The organism is Metabacillus halosaccharovorans, from assembly GCF_002019635.1.
In the GTDB taxonomy this organism is placed as follows: Bacteria; Bacillota; Bacilli; order Bacillales; family Bacillaceae; genus Metabacillus; species Metabacillus halosaccharovorans.
This window is the reverse complement of sequence record NZ_KV917371.1, coordinates 1,946,990-1,966,382: the sequence shown is the minus strand read 5'-3', so window position 1 is coordinate 1,966,382 and position 19,393 is coordinate 1,946,990. Positions and strand designations below refer to the sequence as shown.

Annotated in this window: 16 protein-coding genes; 2 read left to right on the top strand and 14 right to left on the bottom strand. The window is 31.4% G+C overall.

Translation table 11 applies throughout. The features are described 5' to 3' along the window. Window positions 1-4 precede the first annotated feature (4 nt). Window positions 5-1,108, top strand: coding sequence for a nucleotidyltransferase family protein (locus BK577_RS09170; protein ID WP_078432609.1), 1,104 nt, complete (start codon window positions 5-7; stop codon window positions 1,106-1,108). Between the two features lie 71 nt (window positions 1,109-1,179). Here BK577_RS09170 and BK577_RS25715 read toward each other — a convergent pair whose 3' ends face one another. The 12 genes from BK577_RS25715 to galE all read right to left on the bottom strand — a co-directional run bounded on the left by BK577_RS25715 (window position 1,180) and on the right by galE (window position 12,084). After that, window positions 1,180-1,389, bottom strand: a complete 210-nt coding sequence (locus BK577_RS25715; protein ID WP_139367291.1) for a hypothetical protein — start codon at window positions 1,387-1,389, stop codon at window positions 1,180-1,182. Window positions 1,390-1,513: 124 nt separating this feature from the next. Further along, window positions 1,514-1,843 (bottom strand): DUF5658 family protein, encoded by a 330-nt coding sequence (locus BK577_RS09165; protein WP_078432608.1) that lies wholly within the window; start codon window positions 1,841-1,843, stop codon window positions 1,514-1,516. 30 nt (window positions 1,844-1,873) lie between these two features. Then, window positions 1,874-2,752: a metallophosphoesterase gene (locus BK577_RS09160; protein ID WP_078432607.1), complete on the bottom strand. Its 879-nt coding sequence runs from the start codon at window positions 2,750-2,752 to the stop codon at window positions 1,874-1,876. 92 nt (window positions 2,753-2,844) lie between these two features. Continuing rightward, entirely contained in the window at window positions 2,845-3,645 is an 801-nt protein-coding gene (locus tag BK577_RS09155) for a class I SAM-dependent methyltransferase (protein ID WP_169908179.1), read from the bottom strand. Between the two features lie 90 nt (window positions 3,646-3,735). Next, on the bottom strand, window positions 3,736-5,526 hold the full coding sequence (locus tag BK577_RS09150; RefSeq protein WP_078432605.1) for an ABC transporter ATP-binding protein: 1,791 nt from the start codon (window positions 5,524-5,526) through the stop codon (window positions 3,736-3,738). A gap of 11 nt (window positions 5,527-5,537) precedes the next feature. Then, window positions 5,538-6,716 (bottom strand): nucleotidyltransferase domain-containing protein, encoded by a 1,179-nt coding sequence (locus BK577_RS09145; RefSeq protein ID WP_078432604.1) that lies wholly within the window; start codon window positions 6,714-6,716, stop codon window positions 5,538-5,540. 17 nt (window positions 6,717-6,733) lie between these two features. Further along, window positions 6,734-7,201: a lasso peptide biosynthesis B2 protein gene (locus tag BK577_RS09140; RefSeq protein WP_078432603.1), complete on the bottom strand. Its 468-nt coding sequence runs from the start codon at window positions 7,199-7,201 to the stop codon at window positions 6,734-6,736. A gap of 27 nt (window positions 7,202-7,228) precedes the next feature. Then, entirely contained in the window at window positions 7,229-7,522 is a 294-nt protein-coding gene (locus BK577_RS09135) for a lasso peptide biosynthesis PqqD family chaperone (protein WP_078432602.1), read from the bottom strand. Then, complete coding sequence (locus tag BK577_RS09130; protein ID WP_078432601.1) at window positions 7,519-8,460, bottom strand: ATP-binding cassette domain-containing protein; 942 nt, start codon at window positions 8,458-8,460, stop codon at window positions 7,519-7,521. Before BK577_RS09130 ends, BK577_RS09135 begins: the two co-directional genes overlap by 4 nt. A gap of 75 nt (window positions 8,461-8,535) precedes the next feature. After that, on the bottom strand, window positions 8,536-8,694 hold the full coding sequence (locus tag BK577_RS25710) for a paeninodin family lasso peptide (RefSeq protein ID WP_139367290.1): 159 nt from the start codon (window positions 8,692-8,694) through the stop codon (window positions 8,536-8,538). A gap of 15 nt (window positions 8,695-8,709) precedes the next feature. Beyond that, window positions 8,710-10,641 carry an asparagine synthase-related protein gene (locus BK577_RS09125; RefSeq protein WP_078432600.1) on the bottom strand — a complete coding sequence of 644 codons (1,932 nt, stop codon included), beginning with the start codon at window positions 10,639-10,641 and terminating at the stop codon, window positions 8,710-8,712. Window positions 10,642-11,055: 414 nt separating this feature from the next. Next, the gene (gene galE / locus BK577_RS09120; protein ID WP_078432599.1) at window positions 11,056-12,084 is read right to left on the bottom strand and encodes a UDP-glucose 4-epimerase GalE; all 1,029 of its coding nucleotides are present in this window, start codon (window positions 12,082-12,084) and stop codon (window positions 11,056-11,058) included. A gap of 465 nt (window positions 12,085-12,549) precedes the next feature. Here galE and BK577_RS09115 point away from each other — a divergent pair, with 465 nt between their 5' ends. After that, a complete protein-coding gene (locus BK577_RS09115; RefSeq protein WP_078432598.1) occupies window positions 12,550-15,933 on the top strand; it encodes a chitobiase/beta-hexosaminidase C-terminal domain-containing protein in 3,384 nt (1,127 codons plus the stop codon). A gap of 664 nt (window positions 15,934-16,597) precedes the next feature. On the opposite strand, the gene BK577_RS09110 is transcribed toward BK577_RS09115, so the two are convergent. Next, on the bottom strand, window positions 16,598-17,653 hold the full coding sequence (locus BK577_RS09110; RefSeq protein ID WP_078432597.1) for a glycosyltransferase family 2 protein: 1,056 nt from the start codon (window positions 17,651-17,653) through the stop codon (window positions 16,598-16,600). Between the two features lie 154 nt (window positions 17,654-17,807). Beyond that, complete coding sequence (locus BK577_RS09105; protein ID WP_078432596.1) at window positions 17,808-19,352, bottom strand: lipopolysaccharide biosynthesis protein; 1,545 nt, start codon at window positions 19,350-19,352, stop codon at window positions 17,808-17,810. Window positions 19,353-19,393: the final 41 nt, after the last annotated feature.

Sequence of the window (19,393 nt, the reverse complement as noted above, 5' to 3'; positions counted from 1 at the left end):
TCAGATGATATGTAGGTTTATTAAAGAATTATATAAAGAAAGATCTTCGATACAATTAAACTATAGTGCAGAGGAATATAAAGCTCTAGAATCAGAACTTAACCATTTTAATCTTGGACCAAATATATATTCTCTTTTAAAACAAAAAAGGCATCTAGATAAGATCCCTACTGAATTCAAAGATGCACTTACATCACAATATCAAAGTCAACTCATTCAAAATTTATTAATAAAAAGTCAAACTGATTTAGTTTTATCATTGTTAGAGAAAAAAAGGATTTTTGTTATTCCGCTTAAGGGTCCACTTTTTTCTGAAAAATACTTCGATGATTTTGCAGCAAGATCCTCTTCTGATATTGATATCCTTGTTAAGGAAGTTCAAGTTGATAAAGCAATTGAATGTATTAAAAGTCTGGGATTTAAAACGGAAGAAAAAAATGACGAAGGACACTTCCATAAGACTTTTAGCAAGCCACTACCCGGTTCGGATATTCCAATTCTTATTGAGATTCATTGGAATTTACTAAAAGAAAACACATCGAATCTTTCCATGGATGAATTGTGGAATCATGCAATACCATTAGGAAATTATCAATTTGTTAAAGAATTATCGACTTTTTATACATTCTATTTCATCATTCTTCATGCTTGGCGACACAATTTAGATTCTATGAAACATTTTCTAGATATTATCCAAATAATCCATAAGCATCATGATGAATTAGATATTGAATGGCTTTTTCAAACGGCTAGAAAGCATAAGACTTTTAAACGAGTTAAACGTACTTTATCTATTGTTTATCAAATGTTTCCACATACAAACCACTTATTAGAACTACCTTTTAGAAAAGAGTATGCCACCAGTTGGCTGAATGAAGGAATTCTTGGGGAAAGAGTAGATAAAAGAAAGCTATATATAGACTTTATCGATTACCAGTTTAATAGCTATGATACATTATATCATCGATGTATTGCATTGTTTGAATGGCTCGTCCCTTCGAAATTTGAATTGACAGCCGAACTAAAGCATACTCGATTAAGCTATTTACAATTATATAAACAGAGAGGAAACGGGTTACTTTCTTCTATATCAACTAAAGGGAAATAAAAAAGGAAAGGTAAACATTACTGATTAGTAGTGGTTACCTTTCCTTTTTTATAGAATACATCTTCATTTCTTTATATTTTATAGGAAATGTTTTGGTTTGTGTTCATCCTTAAATCGGTTATCTTTTGATAGTTATGTTTTAGGTTTACAGTAATTTGATTACTAGCAACGATTGCTTTCATATTTGTTAAGTCCTGGCTACAGGTTGGACAAAACCACTTGCCTACATTACAACTACTGTATGAGGAATGATAACAGCGATTACAAAGTTTTTTGTACATATAAAGCTCCCCCTTTCTCAATTTCATAAATCATTCTCAATAGAGAACTTTTAGATAAAAAAATAGATTGAACAACAAGATTTCATTCTTTTTAAAGAACAATATTTTAAAATTTTTTCCTCAATTATATGATGTCAACTATCCAATAAAAATGGATAAACAGTACGAATGTATATAGAGAAGCTCCTATATATGAGATTGTTTTCATTCTAAAATTGTTTGGTATTTTTTGAAGGATGCATAGTGCAAACAACAATATCGATAAAAGAGTCTTAACTATTAGAAAATAAACTGGTTCTGCTTCATAAATGATTCTCATTAATACATTGGCCTCTTCAATTAAATTTAACTTGAGACCTATATACGTGAGAATACCGTCTATTAAGTTAAGAAATGCTAGATAATAGCAAATTCGTTTTACAAACGTATTTCTCTTATTATTATTCATTTTCATCGATATTTCTCCTAGTTCTTTAGCATTTCTTTATTTCCTTCTTAACGTTAAAACGTTTATTTCTGGTGTGTTTAAAAATCGAAAGTTCAAGAACGGGATGGCGTTACTACTTCCTAAACCAGCACTTACATATTGTTTTGTATGATTATATTGCCATAACCCTTTAACTCGATCTTGTGGAGGAAACAAACCGCTTCTTTCATACCACGCTTCAGGAACAAATAAGGCCCCAACAAATGGGAGTCGTATTTGACCACCATGATAATGACCTGCCATGATAAGATCATAATTTCGAATGTGTTGATTTGGATTTTCCCTAATTTGATCAATTCTAGTATCTACAATCGGATAATGATTTAAAGCAATTAACACACTTGAGTTATTTTCCTCATCTTTCTCTAAAATAGATTCCTCAAAATTTACAAATTGGACTGCAACCCCGTTATGGTTAATCTTGTAATCAGACTCTAATAGCTTTACACCTCTTTTTTCAAGTCCCAATAAAAAAGGATTTCTTACAACAGTTTTATTTTTAATGACATATGGAGCTGGATCTGTGTTTCCAGGGACATATAAGACATGCTCCTTATTACGTATACCATCTAAAATCTTATATGTAGCTGAGTAATTCTCACTGTCCTGACTTTTTAGATAATCACCTGTTAATGACAATACATCGTACCTAACAGAATTAATTTTATTAATTAGCTCTTTTTGATTTTTGCCAAATTCTTTTTCATGTAAATCTGTCACTTGCAGGATCTTAAACTCTTCAAATTCAACTGGTAAGTCTTCAACTAAAATATCTTCTTCTACAATTATCACTCTGTTATTGTCCCAAATTGTATAGATGACTAAGATCATAAAAACAATAACTATAAACAAGAGGACTCGTTTTAACTTATTCATTTTTACCTCTCCAGTTTGAGTTAACTGCGATCTCTTCGATAATTTACTAATTTAAAGCTCCTTAACATATAAACTATAAACCTAAAAACCATTTATTTCCCAGATTTAATAAAAATACTATTCTGAAGTGATGGATTTTTTACTATTTGACTATTTCTATCAAACACTGGTGATCGATAATCATTTTGATTATAATTACCCAAAGCCTCATACTTAAATTCTACAGATGTATCACTGAGGGAGTATTGAGTGAAATGAACTGTCAATATCCCTTGCTTCTTTAGTAACCCATCTAGTTCAATGATCTGCTTTTCAAACTTTTCAAATGGATAAATCTTTTTAATAGAACTAATTCCTTTAGCAGCAATGTAATGTGGCTTTCTCTGCAACACTGCCATACAGAAAACAGCATCAAAAGGTCCATGCTTTTGAATTTCACTATCACTAGAATGGACAAACGTAATCTTTTCATCTACTGGAAGTCTTCTACATATTGCGATGCTACGCTTGTTAATATCCGCGCCCACAATATGTGCAGATGGGAAATATTTACGAAGTGTTAATACTTCTTCACCTGTTGAACAACCAAAAGAAAGGATCTTTAATTCTTTTTTATCACCAAAATAGTCTCTACATGCTGAAAAAATTTTAGGATATCGATCCATATATGTGAGAGGTGTTGTTTGATGGACATTTTTAGAATCGAATATTTGCAATAAAAGTACGGACCGAAATTCAGTATCAACAAATAAGCGCTTTAAATTCAATAAAGCATTCCAACAAAAGGCCAAGGATGATACACTACACCTAATAAATGGATTTTTAGAAGACTTGTATTCTCTAATTGTCTGCTTTGCTGCTCCAATAATTTGTATCCCCCCCTTAGTACTCATTCCCCAGCTATCAGTCCTTTCAATGGAAATTAAGTAATTCGTGATAGTGAACATTTGTGTTAAGCTTAAATCCTTAAAGTAAAAATACTATTATCCGAACACTTCTACCTGTTTTTCTAACAACTTTCCAAAAACATCTTTCTTATCCTTTGCAAGTTCATGAAAATCTCCCTGTTGGACTATCCTACCTTCTTCCAACACTATTACTTGATCTGCATTTCGGATCGTTGATAAACGATGGGCAATAACGATAATCGTCATTTTTCCTTTTAATCGTTCAATGGCTTCTTGAACTTTCACTTCATTTTCGGTATCCAAAGCGCTTGTTGCTTCATCCAATACTAGTACAGATGGTTCACGCAATATTGCACGAGCCAAGACAATTCTTTGACGTTCTCCTCCTGAAAGCCTTATCCCTCTGTCTCCTATCATCGTATCAAGCCCGTTTGGTAAATTCTTCACAAAATCTGCTGCAGCAAATTCTAGAGCTTCCCATATTTGTGATTCGGTAGCTTTTGTCTGTACGATCAGCATATTCTCTCTTATTGAGGTATTAAATAAAAAAGGATCTTGTGGTACATAACTAATTGAACTTCTTAAAGATAATAAATTATCATTTGACAAAAGGTTGCCATCAATAAGAACATGACCTTGTACTGGCTTATTTAAGCCCATTAGGATATCAATTAATGTACTTTTCCCCGCTCCAGATGGACCTACAATTGCTGTCATACATTTTGCCGGAATGTACAAGTTAATATTTTTCAGAGCGTGATAAGATTGATTTTGATATTTAAATGAGACATTTACACACTCAATTCCATTCGTAATACGAATTGGTTCAATGATTTTAGAATTTTCATCATCCAGCTCTTTTGCTCTTTTACACTCAGATTGTAGATCTTGAAATGCTTTAAAAGAAGGAAGAATGGAACTTAGTTGCTCTAAATTAGATTGAATACCAGCTAATCTTGGCCAAAGTCTTGAAAAAATGACAATAATAAGCATTAATTGCGCAGGTTGAGTGTTAAGAACTTTTATTGCTAAAAAAACAAACGTAATTATTAAAAATGCAGATATTATTTTATACACAAATTGAGAGAGTGTATTTAGTTTCACAATGTTAATGATATTTCTTTCAATTTTTCCACTGATATTATAAAACCATTTTATATGGTTTTCTTCCAGATTATTACTTTTTATTTCTTTTATCCCATTGAAATGATCAGTAACTCCACCTATAAACTCTTTTGATAAAACCATCGTTTCTTCTCCATATATATTGGACTTCTTGACAAACGTTTTCGAGAAGAAGAGTAATAATGCACCTAAAATAAGAAGAGAAATCGTCATTGATGCTGATAACCAGAAAGCTAAGCATAGTTGAATAAAGGTAAAAATTAGTGAGGATATAAACTGCAGGAATAATGATGTTCCTCCTGCTACCCTATTTAATTCAACTGAAATTAAATTAATTAAATCTGTTTTTTTCTTTTTTAGAAAAAAACTCCATTTTGCTTGTAAGATTGATTTATATGTTTCTTCTCTCAAGTGTCGGATAAAGTGTTGTTGAATCTTTGTATTTAAAATAGATTGATTTCGTTGAAAATAACTTTGCGCAATTATTAATAAGGCGTAAGCTCCTAGTACAATGATCAACCCAAGCATTTGGGGCATATCTTTAAAAATATTATGTATCCAGTTAATGCCGGAATAGTCATAACCTACATCTACTATTCCAGTTAACCCAATTAATGGAATCAGTAAAAATATACCCACTCCTTCAAAAATTCCAATCAACACCATCCCTATAACATTTACATAAAGTATCTTTCCTGATAAGGTATATAATCGTTTAAAAAAATAAAAAAGTTCGTTCATCATATACCCTCCTAGCTTGATATAGTTTGTTTTCTTAATCCTTTAACTCTTCTCCAAGACCATAAAAAGGGACGTAAAGGAAAATATAAGAAGTGTAGTCTCTTTGGCAATGGTAAAACATCTACATCATCAGGGTATGGATAAAGAAAACTTAAAATTAATAGTAGTTTTTGTCGTAATGATAGTAAATGAAACATGTGTTTTTTATGAAAGTTTGATACGTCTTCTGGAAGAGGCTCTGAATGTAAATTAATCATTCTTTCTAAATAAAAAACAGCCTCATTTGCAAGTTTTTTTGAACAATTGCTTATTATTTCATTTGTCATATACTTATCAATTGAAGTATTTAATAATTGATTAGATAAAATAATTGATTGTCCGCCAATTCTCATGTAATCATATTTTTTCAGTCTATTAATAAGAGATGGCCAATCCATGTCTTTATTTATCAATTTATGTATATCAACTAACCAACGTAACCTTGACCAACCATGCCTTGCTCCATGGGTAACAAGAAACAAAAATAAATCTTCTTTTCCTAATAAATGAATGCTATGCCCTGAAAAGCTAACTCTACTTCTTCTTTCCCATAGTTCCCTAAAGGAAGGTTCCTTACTTGGACCTGGATTTAACCGCCAGTGCACCTCTAGTTTTATTCCTTTTTCAGAATGATAGTAAGTAAGATGATGGTGCCTCCATTTCCAGTCATCTAAGGTTGTCGAAAAATATTCATCCTTTTTATAGCCAACCTTACATAATAGAACATTAACTGATTCTAACTGATCAATAGACACAAGAATATCTAAATCACCCGATGTTCTTAAACTTATATCACCATATATTTCAAGGGCAAGAGCCGGTCCTTTCAAAAAAATGGACATAATTTCATTATTAGTAAACAAACTGTCTAATTCTATCATTTCTCCGGATAACTTTAACATTTCAATAGTATTCATCCTATATTTATAGGATATTATTTGAAGAATATGTGAGGGGAAAAAACTTTGATCATAGTCTTTTAATCTGGGATAAATTAAGGGATATAATCGATGGTGGATTAACAACTGAGTGAATAGTTTCCAATCAGTATCATTTAACAATTCAGTAGTAATCTGATTTCCTTTTATAATATCCAGTATAATCAGTAGCTCTTTAGGTACGTTATCGGTTCTTAGTGTATAATTGCCCATTCCGAATTTTCTCCTTTTTATGTCTTTTCCCCTAAGTTATTTGCAAATTTACTTACTACCGTAAATTTTTCTTTTTCTTCATACCCCGTTAGATAATAGGGTCCACTTCGTAACCAAGCATGGGCAATCATTCTACCTGTATGATCCTTCGCCGTTCCAAAATAAAGAGTACAACTAAATTGACGCCTCTCCAGCATTTTCATACAAGCAATAGCTTTTACAAGACACATACTTTCCCATAATGTATAGCGACTCATCGTATTTATCGCTTGGGAAATTTCAATTAATGTTTTCCTATCAGTCAGTGAAATAGTAGTTTGATATATCGTTTCCTTATTCTCTTCACCTAATAAATGCACTATTCTATGAAAAGGTAAACTTTTAAGAATTCTAGCAATACCTAGATAAAAAAGCGCCTCTATAAAAAGGAATTGAGATTTTTTTCCCATGAATAGAAATATCTTTATTCTCCTTAAAGAATTCACGTTGCATACCTACTTTTTTAAAATAATTTATAAGTTTTTTTCAATTAGTCCTTCACTTATTAAATTTTCTAAAAAGGAGCGGACTTGAAGTTCGCAATCTTGATCATTCACTTCATATATTGCCTTCATTTTTTTAATTATTTCGTTTACTTTCATAGGTTTTTCCATCAAATCCCAAATAACTCCACCTGTTTCACCAAGATTGTAATAATTCCCGTTTTTTATGCTTAACATGACTTTTTCTCCATCCATATCACTACAAACATTACCTTCAACCTGTGTAACTATATCTTCTAATGTGATCATTTCGTAAGTTTTCATTTTTTATTATTCTCCTCAGTTAATCTAATCTTTTCTAAAATAATTGATACTAATTCATCAGATGTAAATCGAGATATCGGTCGTTGTAATTGGTAAACATTTATATTATTTAAAATGTTAGTAGATACCTTAAAATGCCATTCTAATTTTCTTAGACCTGAAATCATAAGATTACGGTATGTATGATTGTATAAAATAGAGAGTTGCTCAAGTCTAGTTTTAGTGACTACTTCAACCTCTTCTTGATCTATTTTTACCAGTTCAAATATCCCTGCCAACGGCAATGGATTTGTTAAAAATTCAGCTAGTAACGGTACATAATACTTGGTTTGTCTACCATAAACTGACTTTAAATTAGACGTGGTCTTTCCAAATTCATGTAGAGTTTCTTGCCATAATTTTTGTTGTGGATAAGACGGAATAACAAAAGGTGTTCTTTCGTTTAAAATAGAAACAGCTATAATATCATCAGTCAAAATTGGGTATCCATCCCGTATAAATGTAGAAGCAAGGGTTGACTTTCCTGCACCAGATTCACCAACAATTGCATAGGCTTTTCCATTAACAGCAATGGTACTTCCATGTAAGGGCAGAATGTTCCTTTGCAACAATATGGCACCAATACAAGTGCCTAATACAATCATTTTTGCAATATCTTCCTTATAATCTTTAAGGGGAGATATAGAGATTTTTTTCCCTTCTTTTATTAAAAAGATTGCAATGTCATCTAATCTAAATAAAACGTAACTTTCTTTGAAAATATAGCCAGTTTTATCCTTAGCTAAATGCTCCCACTCCATTTTTAAATCTTCTATTACAACTTCAACGTCAAATCCTTGATCTTCTAGTCCCATTGGTGATAATTCTGGTAAAGGTATTTCGCTTAAAATATGAACACCGAATGCCATATAAGACATTTTCCGTTTAGTAACAATCATTATGTTCACTCCATTTAAACATCATGTAACGATAGCCCTTATATTAAGGGCTATCGTTATGTAGCTTGTAACAAATTAACTCATTTGAGATTCAGTAGTTGTACCATCTCCATTATCATGTGGATTAGAAATGTGCTCAGTCCAAGCTCCATCATGGTGTGTACCTTTTAAATTCCACATTGTCTGTTTTACATCTAAAACTTGTAAAGTAGGATTAGTCCATTGCTTTTTCATATTTATCACCTCCTTTTAGAAGTTATTTTTTATAAAACGATAGACCATTAAACTTTGAGTTAAGTTTCGGTAATCAGGATTTGATATCTGCTCTCTTTGAGGCCCTTCTTCTGCTTTTCTTAATGCACTATCTATAATCTCTTTATTAAAGTACTTTAACATTCTTTCATCAGCGTTTAATTCTTTCATTTCTTCTATTAAACTATCCCAATGTGGAGCAATTCTATGAACCCAATCTGCTGCCTGTATTCCCCGGATTCTTTGATTTAATCTAATCTCGTTTGGTAAGATATTTTCTGTTGATCTTCTTATAAGAGCGCGATCCATTCCATCTTGAACATATTGTTCATCAGGTAACGATAGACAGAACTGCACAACTCTAATATCATTTGTGGGGTCACGTTTCCATAAAGAATAGTGTAGTGATAGCTTTGTATTGAAAGTATTCCCGGCATTCCAGGGGCAGATAGTATCATAAACCATCCTTCTCTGTTGGTTTAAATTATTCCCACTGAACCAACCAGTTTCATTAAGTCCAAATTGTTGCAACTTATCAAAAACACCTGTTTGCTTTGCGAATTCTTGGTTTATAACTAAAGATTTCGACATGTTTGACTTTGTTTTTCGAACTCCTGGAAATCCCATCTTTAAAATAACAGGTAAATTTCGAAATCTTGATCCACCTACATTTTTACTATATTGATTTAACTCTTTGGCTAGACGAAACCATTTGATTTTTTTTAGAAGCTCGCTATAGTAATAAAACGCATTTCCCCAAGAGATTGATAGGTTCCCATTGTCACCATTTAGTAAGACACCTACTTCTTCTAATTGTGCTTTTTCAAATATCCCCTTTAGCCAAAATGAGTTTTCGAAAAATTTATATGGCATCTCATTCATATCGAGAATACTATTAAGTTCTGAATATGAATCAACTCCATCAAAATTGTAGTAGTGATCAGAAACTCCTCCAACATAATCTACCGTTTTCTTAATTAATGGGCTTTCATTAGGCATGAGGTGATTTGATGTGTAATCTTTAAAGTCACTCGGCGGAATATAGCTAAAGGTATGTACCAATTTATTTTGATGCTTTAATTCCCTTGCAGCAAAACCAACAACAGATCCTGAATCTAAGCCACCACTTAAATGAGATCCAATATTGCGGTATGTACGTAACCTAGATATTACTGCTTTTTGAAAGACATCCTGAAAAGCATCAATATATTCTCTATTGGATTTTAACTTCAGTACTTTCTCAGGGTTGAACTGACCATACTTATTTAACTTAATATTAGTTCTAGAAACTGTAATCGAGTGAAAGGGTGGAATTTGGTTGATATTTTGATAAGGTGTAGTAGAAGCATCAACTGTATCAATCATTCCAGAAATCGCCATATATTCTGCAAGCCAGCTCTCATTTAACTTCTTTTCTACGCAAGGCAAAGCTAACAATGGTTTAATTGTTGTACAAAAAGCGAACTTCGTATTGTCATTCCAATAATAAAGAGTTCGATAACCTGATGGGTCTCTTGCTCCAAATAGTTTTTGATTTTTGTCATCCCAAATTATAAAAGCAAAATCACCTATTAAATACTTAGGACAGTTTTCTCCCCATTTATCATAAGCTAATAGTATGAGTTGACTATCTGGGATAACTAAACCTAAAGATTTTTCTATATTTAACTGATTAATTAACTCTTTTCTATTATCAATAATTGCATCTGCTGTAATGGAAATTTGCCGTTCTTGATCAAAATAAGGAAGTTGTTCATTTATAGATTCAGGTGTAATCCATTGTGCATGACATCCAAGAAAGATATTGTCTTTTATCCATGTTCGAACATCATTAGCTGGAAACTTCCTTAAAATCCCCATCATATTGTTTGCATGTTCCATGGAAACAGGTTCTTTATTTAAATGAAAAATACCAGCAATTGCACTCATTATTTCCTCCTGATTTGTTACCCATTGAATTGGTTGAAGTGAACACCTACTTAACGTTCATTTTAAAGAACAACAAAACAAAAAAGAAAGAAACCAGGGCTTTAACACTTAATTTTATTCTTTATAAAGAACGTATCATGTTTGATTTTGGATGTCAATTCCATTTTATTACTATTAATCCAATCAAAACTACCTATATAATAAAATTTTAAACAACATATACATCAACTTACTTAATAAATACCGTAGAACTCTTGCCATTAATATTTAAATAATTATTCTAAGCAAATAAGAACTTTACAAAACAATGAATATAAGCACAAAATAAATATTCATTATAGCGAACATAACCTTGTTATAATTAACTTCTGCTATTATTTAAGTAATCTATGATTATTATTTATTTAAGATTAATCAAACTACAGTAACTTTACTTTCATATCCATTCGGGTTATTAACTTGCCATCTCCATGAATCAATGCACATTTCATATAGATCTTTCTTAGCTTTCCAATTTAACTCTTTTTCCGCTTTTGATGGGTCAGCAAAACTTTCACCGATATCTCCTGGTCTTCTGTTCGTAATTTTATATGGAATTTCTCTTCCGGATGCCTTAGAAAATGTATTAATCATCTCAAGCACACTATATCCGATGCCTGTTCCTAGGTTATAGGCATTTATTCCTGTAGAAATTGTAACTTTCTCTAATGCTTTTATATGTCCTTCAGAAAGATCTTCTACATGAATATAATCCCTTACTCCTGTTCCATCTATAGTGGGATAATTATTTCCATAGACTTTTAGTTCCGGTAGCTTCCCGATAGCAACTTGTGTGATATACGGTACTAAATTGTTTGGTATTCCATTAGGATCTTCACCTATAAGACCACTAGAATGTGCACCAACTGGATTAAAATACCTAAGTAAAGCAATGCTCCAGTTAGTATTGGAAACATAGAGATCATTAAGGATATTCTCTATCATTAACTTAGTCCTACCATAAGGATTTGTTGCTGACAAAGGGAGATCTTCATGTAAAGGTACTTGATCTTGTGTTCCATAAACAGTTGCCGATGAGCTAAAAACTAAATTATAAACACCAAATTGTTCCATGACACTACATAGATTAAGTGTTCCAGTAATATTATTATGATAGTAGTTTATAGGTATTGAAACAGATTCTCCTACAGCTTTAAGTCCAGCAAAATGGATGACAGTATCTATTTTGTTTTTCTCAAAAATTGATACTATTTCTTTTTTGTTAAGTAGATCTGCTTGATAGAATGTAAAATCTCTACCTGCTATTTCTTTTATTCGGTCTATTACTTCTGATTTACTGTTTGAAAAGTTATCTAATAGTACAATATCAAAGCCTGCAGATAGTAGCTGTACACATGTATGGGAACCGATATATCCTGTTCCACCTGTTACTAATATAGACATCGTTCTATCCCCTTAGATTAGTATTATGTATAACTCAAATTTCATTATAACGAACAACTGGATAATATTACCGATTATTAAGTGCTATTTAAAAACAACACCCTATGTTAAACCAAAATTAAAATATGTAATTACACATCTAGCTATCCAAAAGGTATCACAACAGTTAACTCACACTTTTTATTCTATATAAAGAACAATACTATATTTTAAAGAGGAATACAATATCTTTTTGAACCCCCTAAAAAATTTCTAATAAAGCACACAATACCTTGAATAGCGCTAAAGGTGATATTATTCTACGCATCTTGTGAAATTTTTATTTAGGATTTTTCTACTGTGTCCAACCGTTCGTGATACTAGCATCATATGATACATTATGGCACTTAGAATTTAGAAAGGAAGTGTTATTCGAATGTATGGAAAGATAATCTTAAAATTACATTCAATTAGGATGATGAAAAAATGATACTAGTAGTAAAAGATTTTTTCGTTGGCTCTTCTAGTGTAACTAAAACGTATCAAGAGGAAATGATGGGTTTTAAAATTATAAATGATGATATTTCAACTAGTCTTACTTTTACAATCCACGGTATAACCATTACTGTTAAAGCGAAGGAAACATTTGAAGGGAAGTTCTCTCCCTTTAAAACTGTACTAATTCAATCTAATATCCCATATCGGGCTACAGTGTCAGCGTCCTATAATGAAACCGACCATGAAAATATTCCACCAGAAGAAGTCACTAATTTATCAGCTAGGAATGTAACAGCTTCTTCATTAACTTTATCTTGGTCTGCCTCTTCATCTAATGATGTAATGGAGTACGATGTTTATCAAAATGGGAGTTTCTTAGCTACAGTTACAAGTACAAGTATTGAAGTAACAGGCTTAACTCCGCAAATGGAATATAGCTTTGGAATAGTAGCAAGAGACAGCGGTGGAAATCATTCACCAGAAACAGAGCTAATTATTACAACTGAAGCACAAGATACAACTCCTCCAAATTTATTAATACCATCCGGTGGAACCTTTTCTAACTCTAAAACAATTACAATGACAACAGACGGTTCTGCAACCATTTATTACACTATTGATGGTAATCAACCCACTACTTCAAGCTTAGTTTATTCAGCCCCGTTAACTCTTACTGAAACAACCACTGTGAAAGCCTTTGCACAAGATACCACTGGTAATGTAAGTCCTATTCAAACAGCCACCTATACAAAAACCGGAATCGTTACTAATGGACTCATTCTACACTATGACTTTACAAATAAAGCTGGTGTAACCACAAATACAATTTCCGATAAAGTTAACAATATTGAAGCCACTTTAGTTGGAGTTACCCATGATGGTGCAACTGATGGGTATGTAGATAATAAAGGATTATTGTTACAAGTTCAGGATTATGTTCAGATTCCTAAGAATACAAGTCCATTAAATCAATTAATCGATTTAGATGACGGTTTAACCATTCAAATGATTAGCTATGATACGAACGGCTCACACTGGAGAACAGAGGATTTAAAGTTTCTTTCCGCTAAATCTGGTTCATTCACTAAATACAAAAAAACAGATGGCAGTGAAGGAACTAGAGGGATTGATTCATTTTGGTTTGAAGACAGCACTGGTTACAGGCAAAGTTACCAAGAGTTGGTAAATCCGATCGGGACCTTGGCTGTTAATGTTTTCACTTTAAGAATAAATGAAGATAATACAGCAAGCATTTTTATAAATGATGCTATTAACGCAAATGGACGTATTCCAGTACCACAAGACTTTGTATCGTATATTAATTCTATGGCAGTATCACCACTACAATTAAGGCGAAATTATGTAGGACATAACACAGCCCCTGAAACATTGGTTGCCTTCGTTATATACAATCGTGAGCTTAGTGACAATGAGGTAAGAAATAATTTTCATTACTATCAAAATAAAGAGTTGCTAGAAGGAATTTCAGTGAATCCTGCTAATGTACAATTAAATTCTGGAGATAGTCAAAGGCTTTCCGTGCAAGGGTTACCAACTCGATATACAGAACTATTAAACATTACATTTCAAAGCGGAAATGAAGGATATGTAACTGTAGACGCAAATGGATTACTAACTGGTATATCTGACGGAGAAACAAATGTTTCCGTAACTGCAACGTATGAAGATCAAACCTTCACAGAGTTTGTACATGTAAAAGTGGGAGGACAGATTGTTTCCCCACCTTCCTCTACAAGAGAAATTGTTGGGATGTCAATTAATCGAAAAACAGATACTCTTCAAGTAGGAGATAATTTCGTTGTCATGGCTACAGCGTTGTCCAGAGATCTTCTTTACGATATTTTCCATGATAATATCGTGCTTTGGGAAAGCTCTAATCCAAGTGTAGCTAGAGTGCAATATGGGGTAGTAGAGGGAGTTTCTCCTGGAACTGCGACACTTACTGCATTTGATTCAACAAGAACTTATTCTGAAAGCTTCAATATTACAGTAGTTGATAAGATTGAAACTCCTTTGACAGAAGAAGAAATCTATTATGTTGATGTAAATTTTTTTTCAATAAGATTGGATAACACGGATTCTACTATTACAACTAATGGTATTCAAAATGCTTTAGATTATGCAGCTGCTAATGGTTATAAGAAAATTATATTTCCATATGGCACATATTTAATTAGCCCCGCAGTAAGGACCATATTTCCACCATCCGATATGATAATTGATTTCAGCGATTCCATTCTTAATATTGAACCAAGTAAACTAACTACTTCAGGTTACAGAATGTTCTATTTTACTGAACTTAAAAATACAAAATTAATGAAAGCACATATATATGGAGAGCGAGATTCAACAACCATTCAAGATTCTGTAGAGGGTTGTATAAGCATTTTGATTGATGATTGTTTGAATACAGGATATGAGTCCTGCACTTTTAGTAAATCACCAGGGTTTAATGTGATTACAGGAACACTTGCAAATAGGAATATAGGAAAAATCACTAAAAGTATTTCTGTTAGCAGATTTAACTTTGAACCAGGTAATATAGATGAAAATGGAAATATCGACAATAGTAAGACTACTAATTTTTTCAGATACAATCAATACATGGACGTTTCTGGGTTAGGGGAATACTATTTACTAGGATATTCTCAGGGATACCATGGATATCCTCATTTAAGATCGAGATTATATTCAATACATTTTTATAACGAAAACTTTACTCATATTGAGTCACAAATGTATAATTTGCAATTCTATAATTACCCAAAACCTCCGAATGCTAAATACGCTAAAATTGTAATTTACCAGGAAGCCCCTCCTTCGTCAGGAGACACTGACTTTAATGGTGCTGTTGCTTTTATAAGAACATTTGGCATGCCGAGAAACTGTTACATCAAAAACTGTACTTTCGAAGGTAACTTTAGTACAGGTCTTGCTATGTGCGGTGGTCAAAATTGGCTTATTGAAGGTAATACATTTTCCAATAATGGAGGAAGAATGCCGGGGTGTGATATTGACTGGGAAGATGGATGGGAGCATATGGTTGGAGATATTATAAGTGAAAATACTTTTAATTCTAGACTTGGCGTTACCTTCAGTGCCGGGAGCAGTTTAGCTTTATTTAATAATACTTTTAATCAGTCCACCATGACAGTTTGGAACAGAACTCAGAATTATAGGATTTTCAATAATTTATTTGATGGTAAAGGCTCTAAAAATAATGACTTTAAAACTCAAGGGGATTCTGTATTATCTAGAAATATCTATACTAAAGGTGCAGGTTACTCTACAGGTATTAATCATGCTGGGGCTTACTATAAAGTTCATGATATTTTTAATTATGTTGTTTAACTTCAATCTTTTTCTACTACTAACCCATTTATGGATCGTATGCACTAAACTAGACAATTTTATAAGGTTTGTAAAATTTGTATTCAATAGGGCTCAATATCCAAGGGCCCCTGAATACGAGATATTGCAATACCTTATATGAACTTCCCATCTAAGTGTAGCCTGTTTATCCTTGCCACTGCTTAATAGACATCCTAGGATTAAATAACTTATGCATAATTACGAATAGTCTGCTCATCGTGCTTTGACTGGTTAATATATTACGTAGGAAGCTCCCCTTTTTTGATAGATGGTTTTTCTATACAAAATATGCTAAACCTGCTACTACAAAAGAAATAATAAATGAACCTACTAAGATTATACAAATAGGTAATCTATCGTAGAAAACATTACTATTGTAAAAATAACAAGTTTATGAAACACATATAACGAATGAAATTTTTCCAATAAAGTTTATAAGCTTGAATAATATAATTTTCCTTACCGTTTTTGTATTAATACTAAATACTATAAAAGTTGAGGCTCCCATAGCAATAGCCCAAACTAAACAGGGACTATAATATTTACTTTAGATATAATCATGACTCCTATTAATAAAATAATGTAACTTTACTTTCAATTTATGATGACAGAAAAACAAACAAATTAGGTATCTCCACTAATCCTATAAAACTTTTGAAAGAAAGTTCATAATTTTTTTTTTAGGCGCATTCCTATTATGAGCATTTTTACCTAATTTATATAGATATTCTATGTCTTTATCTTTTATAGCATTCAAATACTCCATAGGAAAATATTCAATTGAACCCTCGTTAAAAATTGATTCAATCAGCTCATCGTTTGAAACATATTCCGATATTGAGTCTTTAATCTCTAATTCACTTAAATTACTACTAAATAAATTATTCAGGCATGTTTTAAATGTATTAAGTAGCATTATACTGATACCATTATATTGCTTTTGTTGAGTGTTTAGATAATATTCATTGATTACCTCTTTCTGTATTAGATAACCATTTATCATATCATCAAATAAATATGGCATATATTTACTTGTAAAACCTCCCCTATTGTAATAATACAAAGTTCTGTCAATAACTTTTACATGGTTTGCTTTTATAAATATCTCTAAATTATAAAAAAGGTCATCTCCTAAGAAATGTATTCTTTCTATGTATTTCCCACTATTGATTAGTAGCTCTTTTTTATATAACTTTGCACATAATGAGGAAGGAAACGGGTGTCCATAAAAGTATGCTACTACTAAATCCCTTCTTATTTCCTCTTTATTATAAAGTTTATCCTCATTAAAATAGGCGCTTTTATTTTTCTTTTTAATTAACATGCTTTTTCCAATTACTTTATACATATTACATACCGTTATATCGACACAACTTTGGATTGTTTCATTGTATAATACTTCAATAGTCTTTCTATTAATCCAGTCATCAGCATCTACGAACATAATATATGTAGAACTTGCTACTTCCACACCTTTTCTTCGGCTTACACCACTTCCTTCATTTTTCTTGTCAATTATCTTTATTCTTTTATCTATGCTCTCATATTTTTTACAAACATTTAAACTATTATCACTTGAACCATCATTTACTAAGATCAATTCAAAATCTTTAAATGTTTGATTAAGAATAGATTTTATGCATTTATTAAGTTTTTTTTCTGCATTATATATAGGTACTACGACGCTAACTTTACTCATAATAACCTCTCCCTTTTAGAATTTTCGTATCATAATTTGAAATTTCCACGGACATTACTCCCTCCAGTTCTTTGTAATAATATTAATATCTAAATATTTTATTAAAACAGAATTTCTAACTGGCAACATATTTCAAATACATTTTATCAAACCTTCATGCACTTGTTTGATTTAGCTTAGATTTATTCGTGAATTTCCCCATTAATATCCTTACAATTCCAAACATGTATTTATACTCATCTGTTTTCAAGAAGATACCTACATAGATTAAATTTGGAACAATAAAACTAATAAAACCAATTAATATTAATTTCAAAAAATTATCTGCTACAATAAAGCTACTAGCCATACTTGTAAGTAAGTAAGTTGCTACCCCAATAACAACGTAATACGCATATTTTATAAAATAATTTAAAACAGACTTATGGAAAACTTTTTTATATACTAAATAAGGAGTCGTCCAGAATGGAACAGCCAACGCACTTATAAGGGTTCCAATAAAAACACCCACTATTCCAATATATTGAACTAATACAATTGAAATAATTAGATTTATAGCCGCCTGAATTAAAGGTGCATATCGATCTTCATAGAAGATACCAGATGTAGTTTTGACTGTACTTATTGAATTTCTCATTCCTCTTTCATAAAAAATAATCATTAACACAATCGTTACACCGTTACTCATAATAAACTCTGAACCAATCCATAACTTAATAAATGGTTCAACCGTATTTAATAAAACAATTGTAAAAATGGAATATAACCAAAAGTTAAGTAACATATATACTTTATAAACACTATAAACTTTATCAACATTTTCATTTGCCACTAAATTACCTACACTATGGTAGATATTATTAAATATTTGATTTATAAACGTTCTACATATTTCAATTAACATATTGTAATTTGAATATAGTCCTACAGCAGCAACACTAACAAAGGAAGAAATTAAAATATTATCAGTACCAAACACTAAGTAATTTCCTATATTTTGCAAAACAATAGCTTTTACATTTTTAGTAATATTACTTTTTGTTTCACTATCTAATTTTTCTGTCACTTTATTTCTTAAAAATGGATACATTTTATTAACTATAGTGGTTAGTATAATGGTTGTAATAATTGTTATTGTGCTATCTATTATTAGGTATAAAATGTAGTTACCTGTATACTTTAAGATTCCTATTTTAAGAATAGTAGTTACAATTGCTGATACAGAATATATACCTGTAACAATGTAGCCTTTTTGGCAAACGTTTAAAAACGAGTTTTTATGTACATATAAATAGGGTAATACTGTATTAAATAAAAAGATGCTATAAATTAAATAAATATGTTCAACGCTTGAATCCTTAATAAAATATCCAAGAAAAGGCATAAGCGCTAATCCAAGTAATAATACGATTAGAGCTATAATCATATATGCTTTTCGATAGAACTTAATAAGTACATTAATTTTTAGTTGATTATTTTCTGCTACTGGCTTATAAAGGCTGTACATGATACTAGTCCCTATACCAGCTTCTGCCAATGTCAACATTGCAAGAATATTTGTCAACAGTCCATTTATTCCTAGATACTCAATACCTAAACTATTAATAAATACTGTTCTTGAAACAAAACTTAATGCTGTAATAATGATTTGACTTCCAATCCCAGCAGATATATTAAGAATAGAATTTTTTACTCTCACTCTAATCCCCTCTTATACATTTTCCCAAGTCTGTAGGCTAG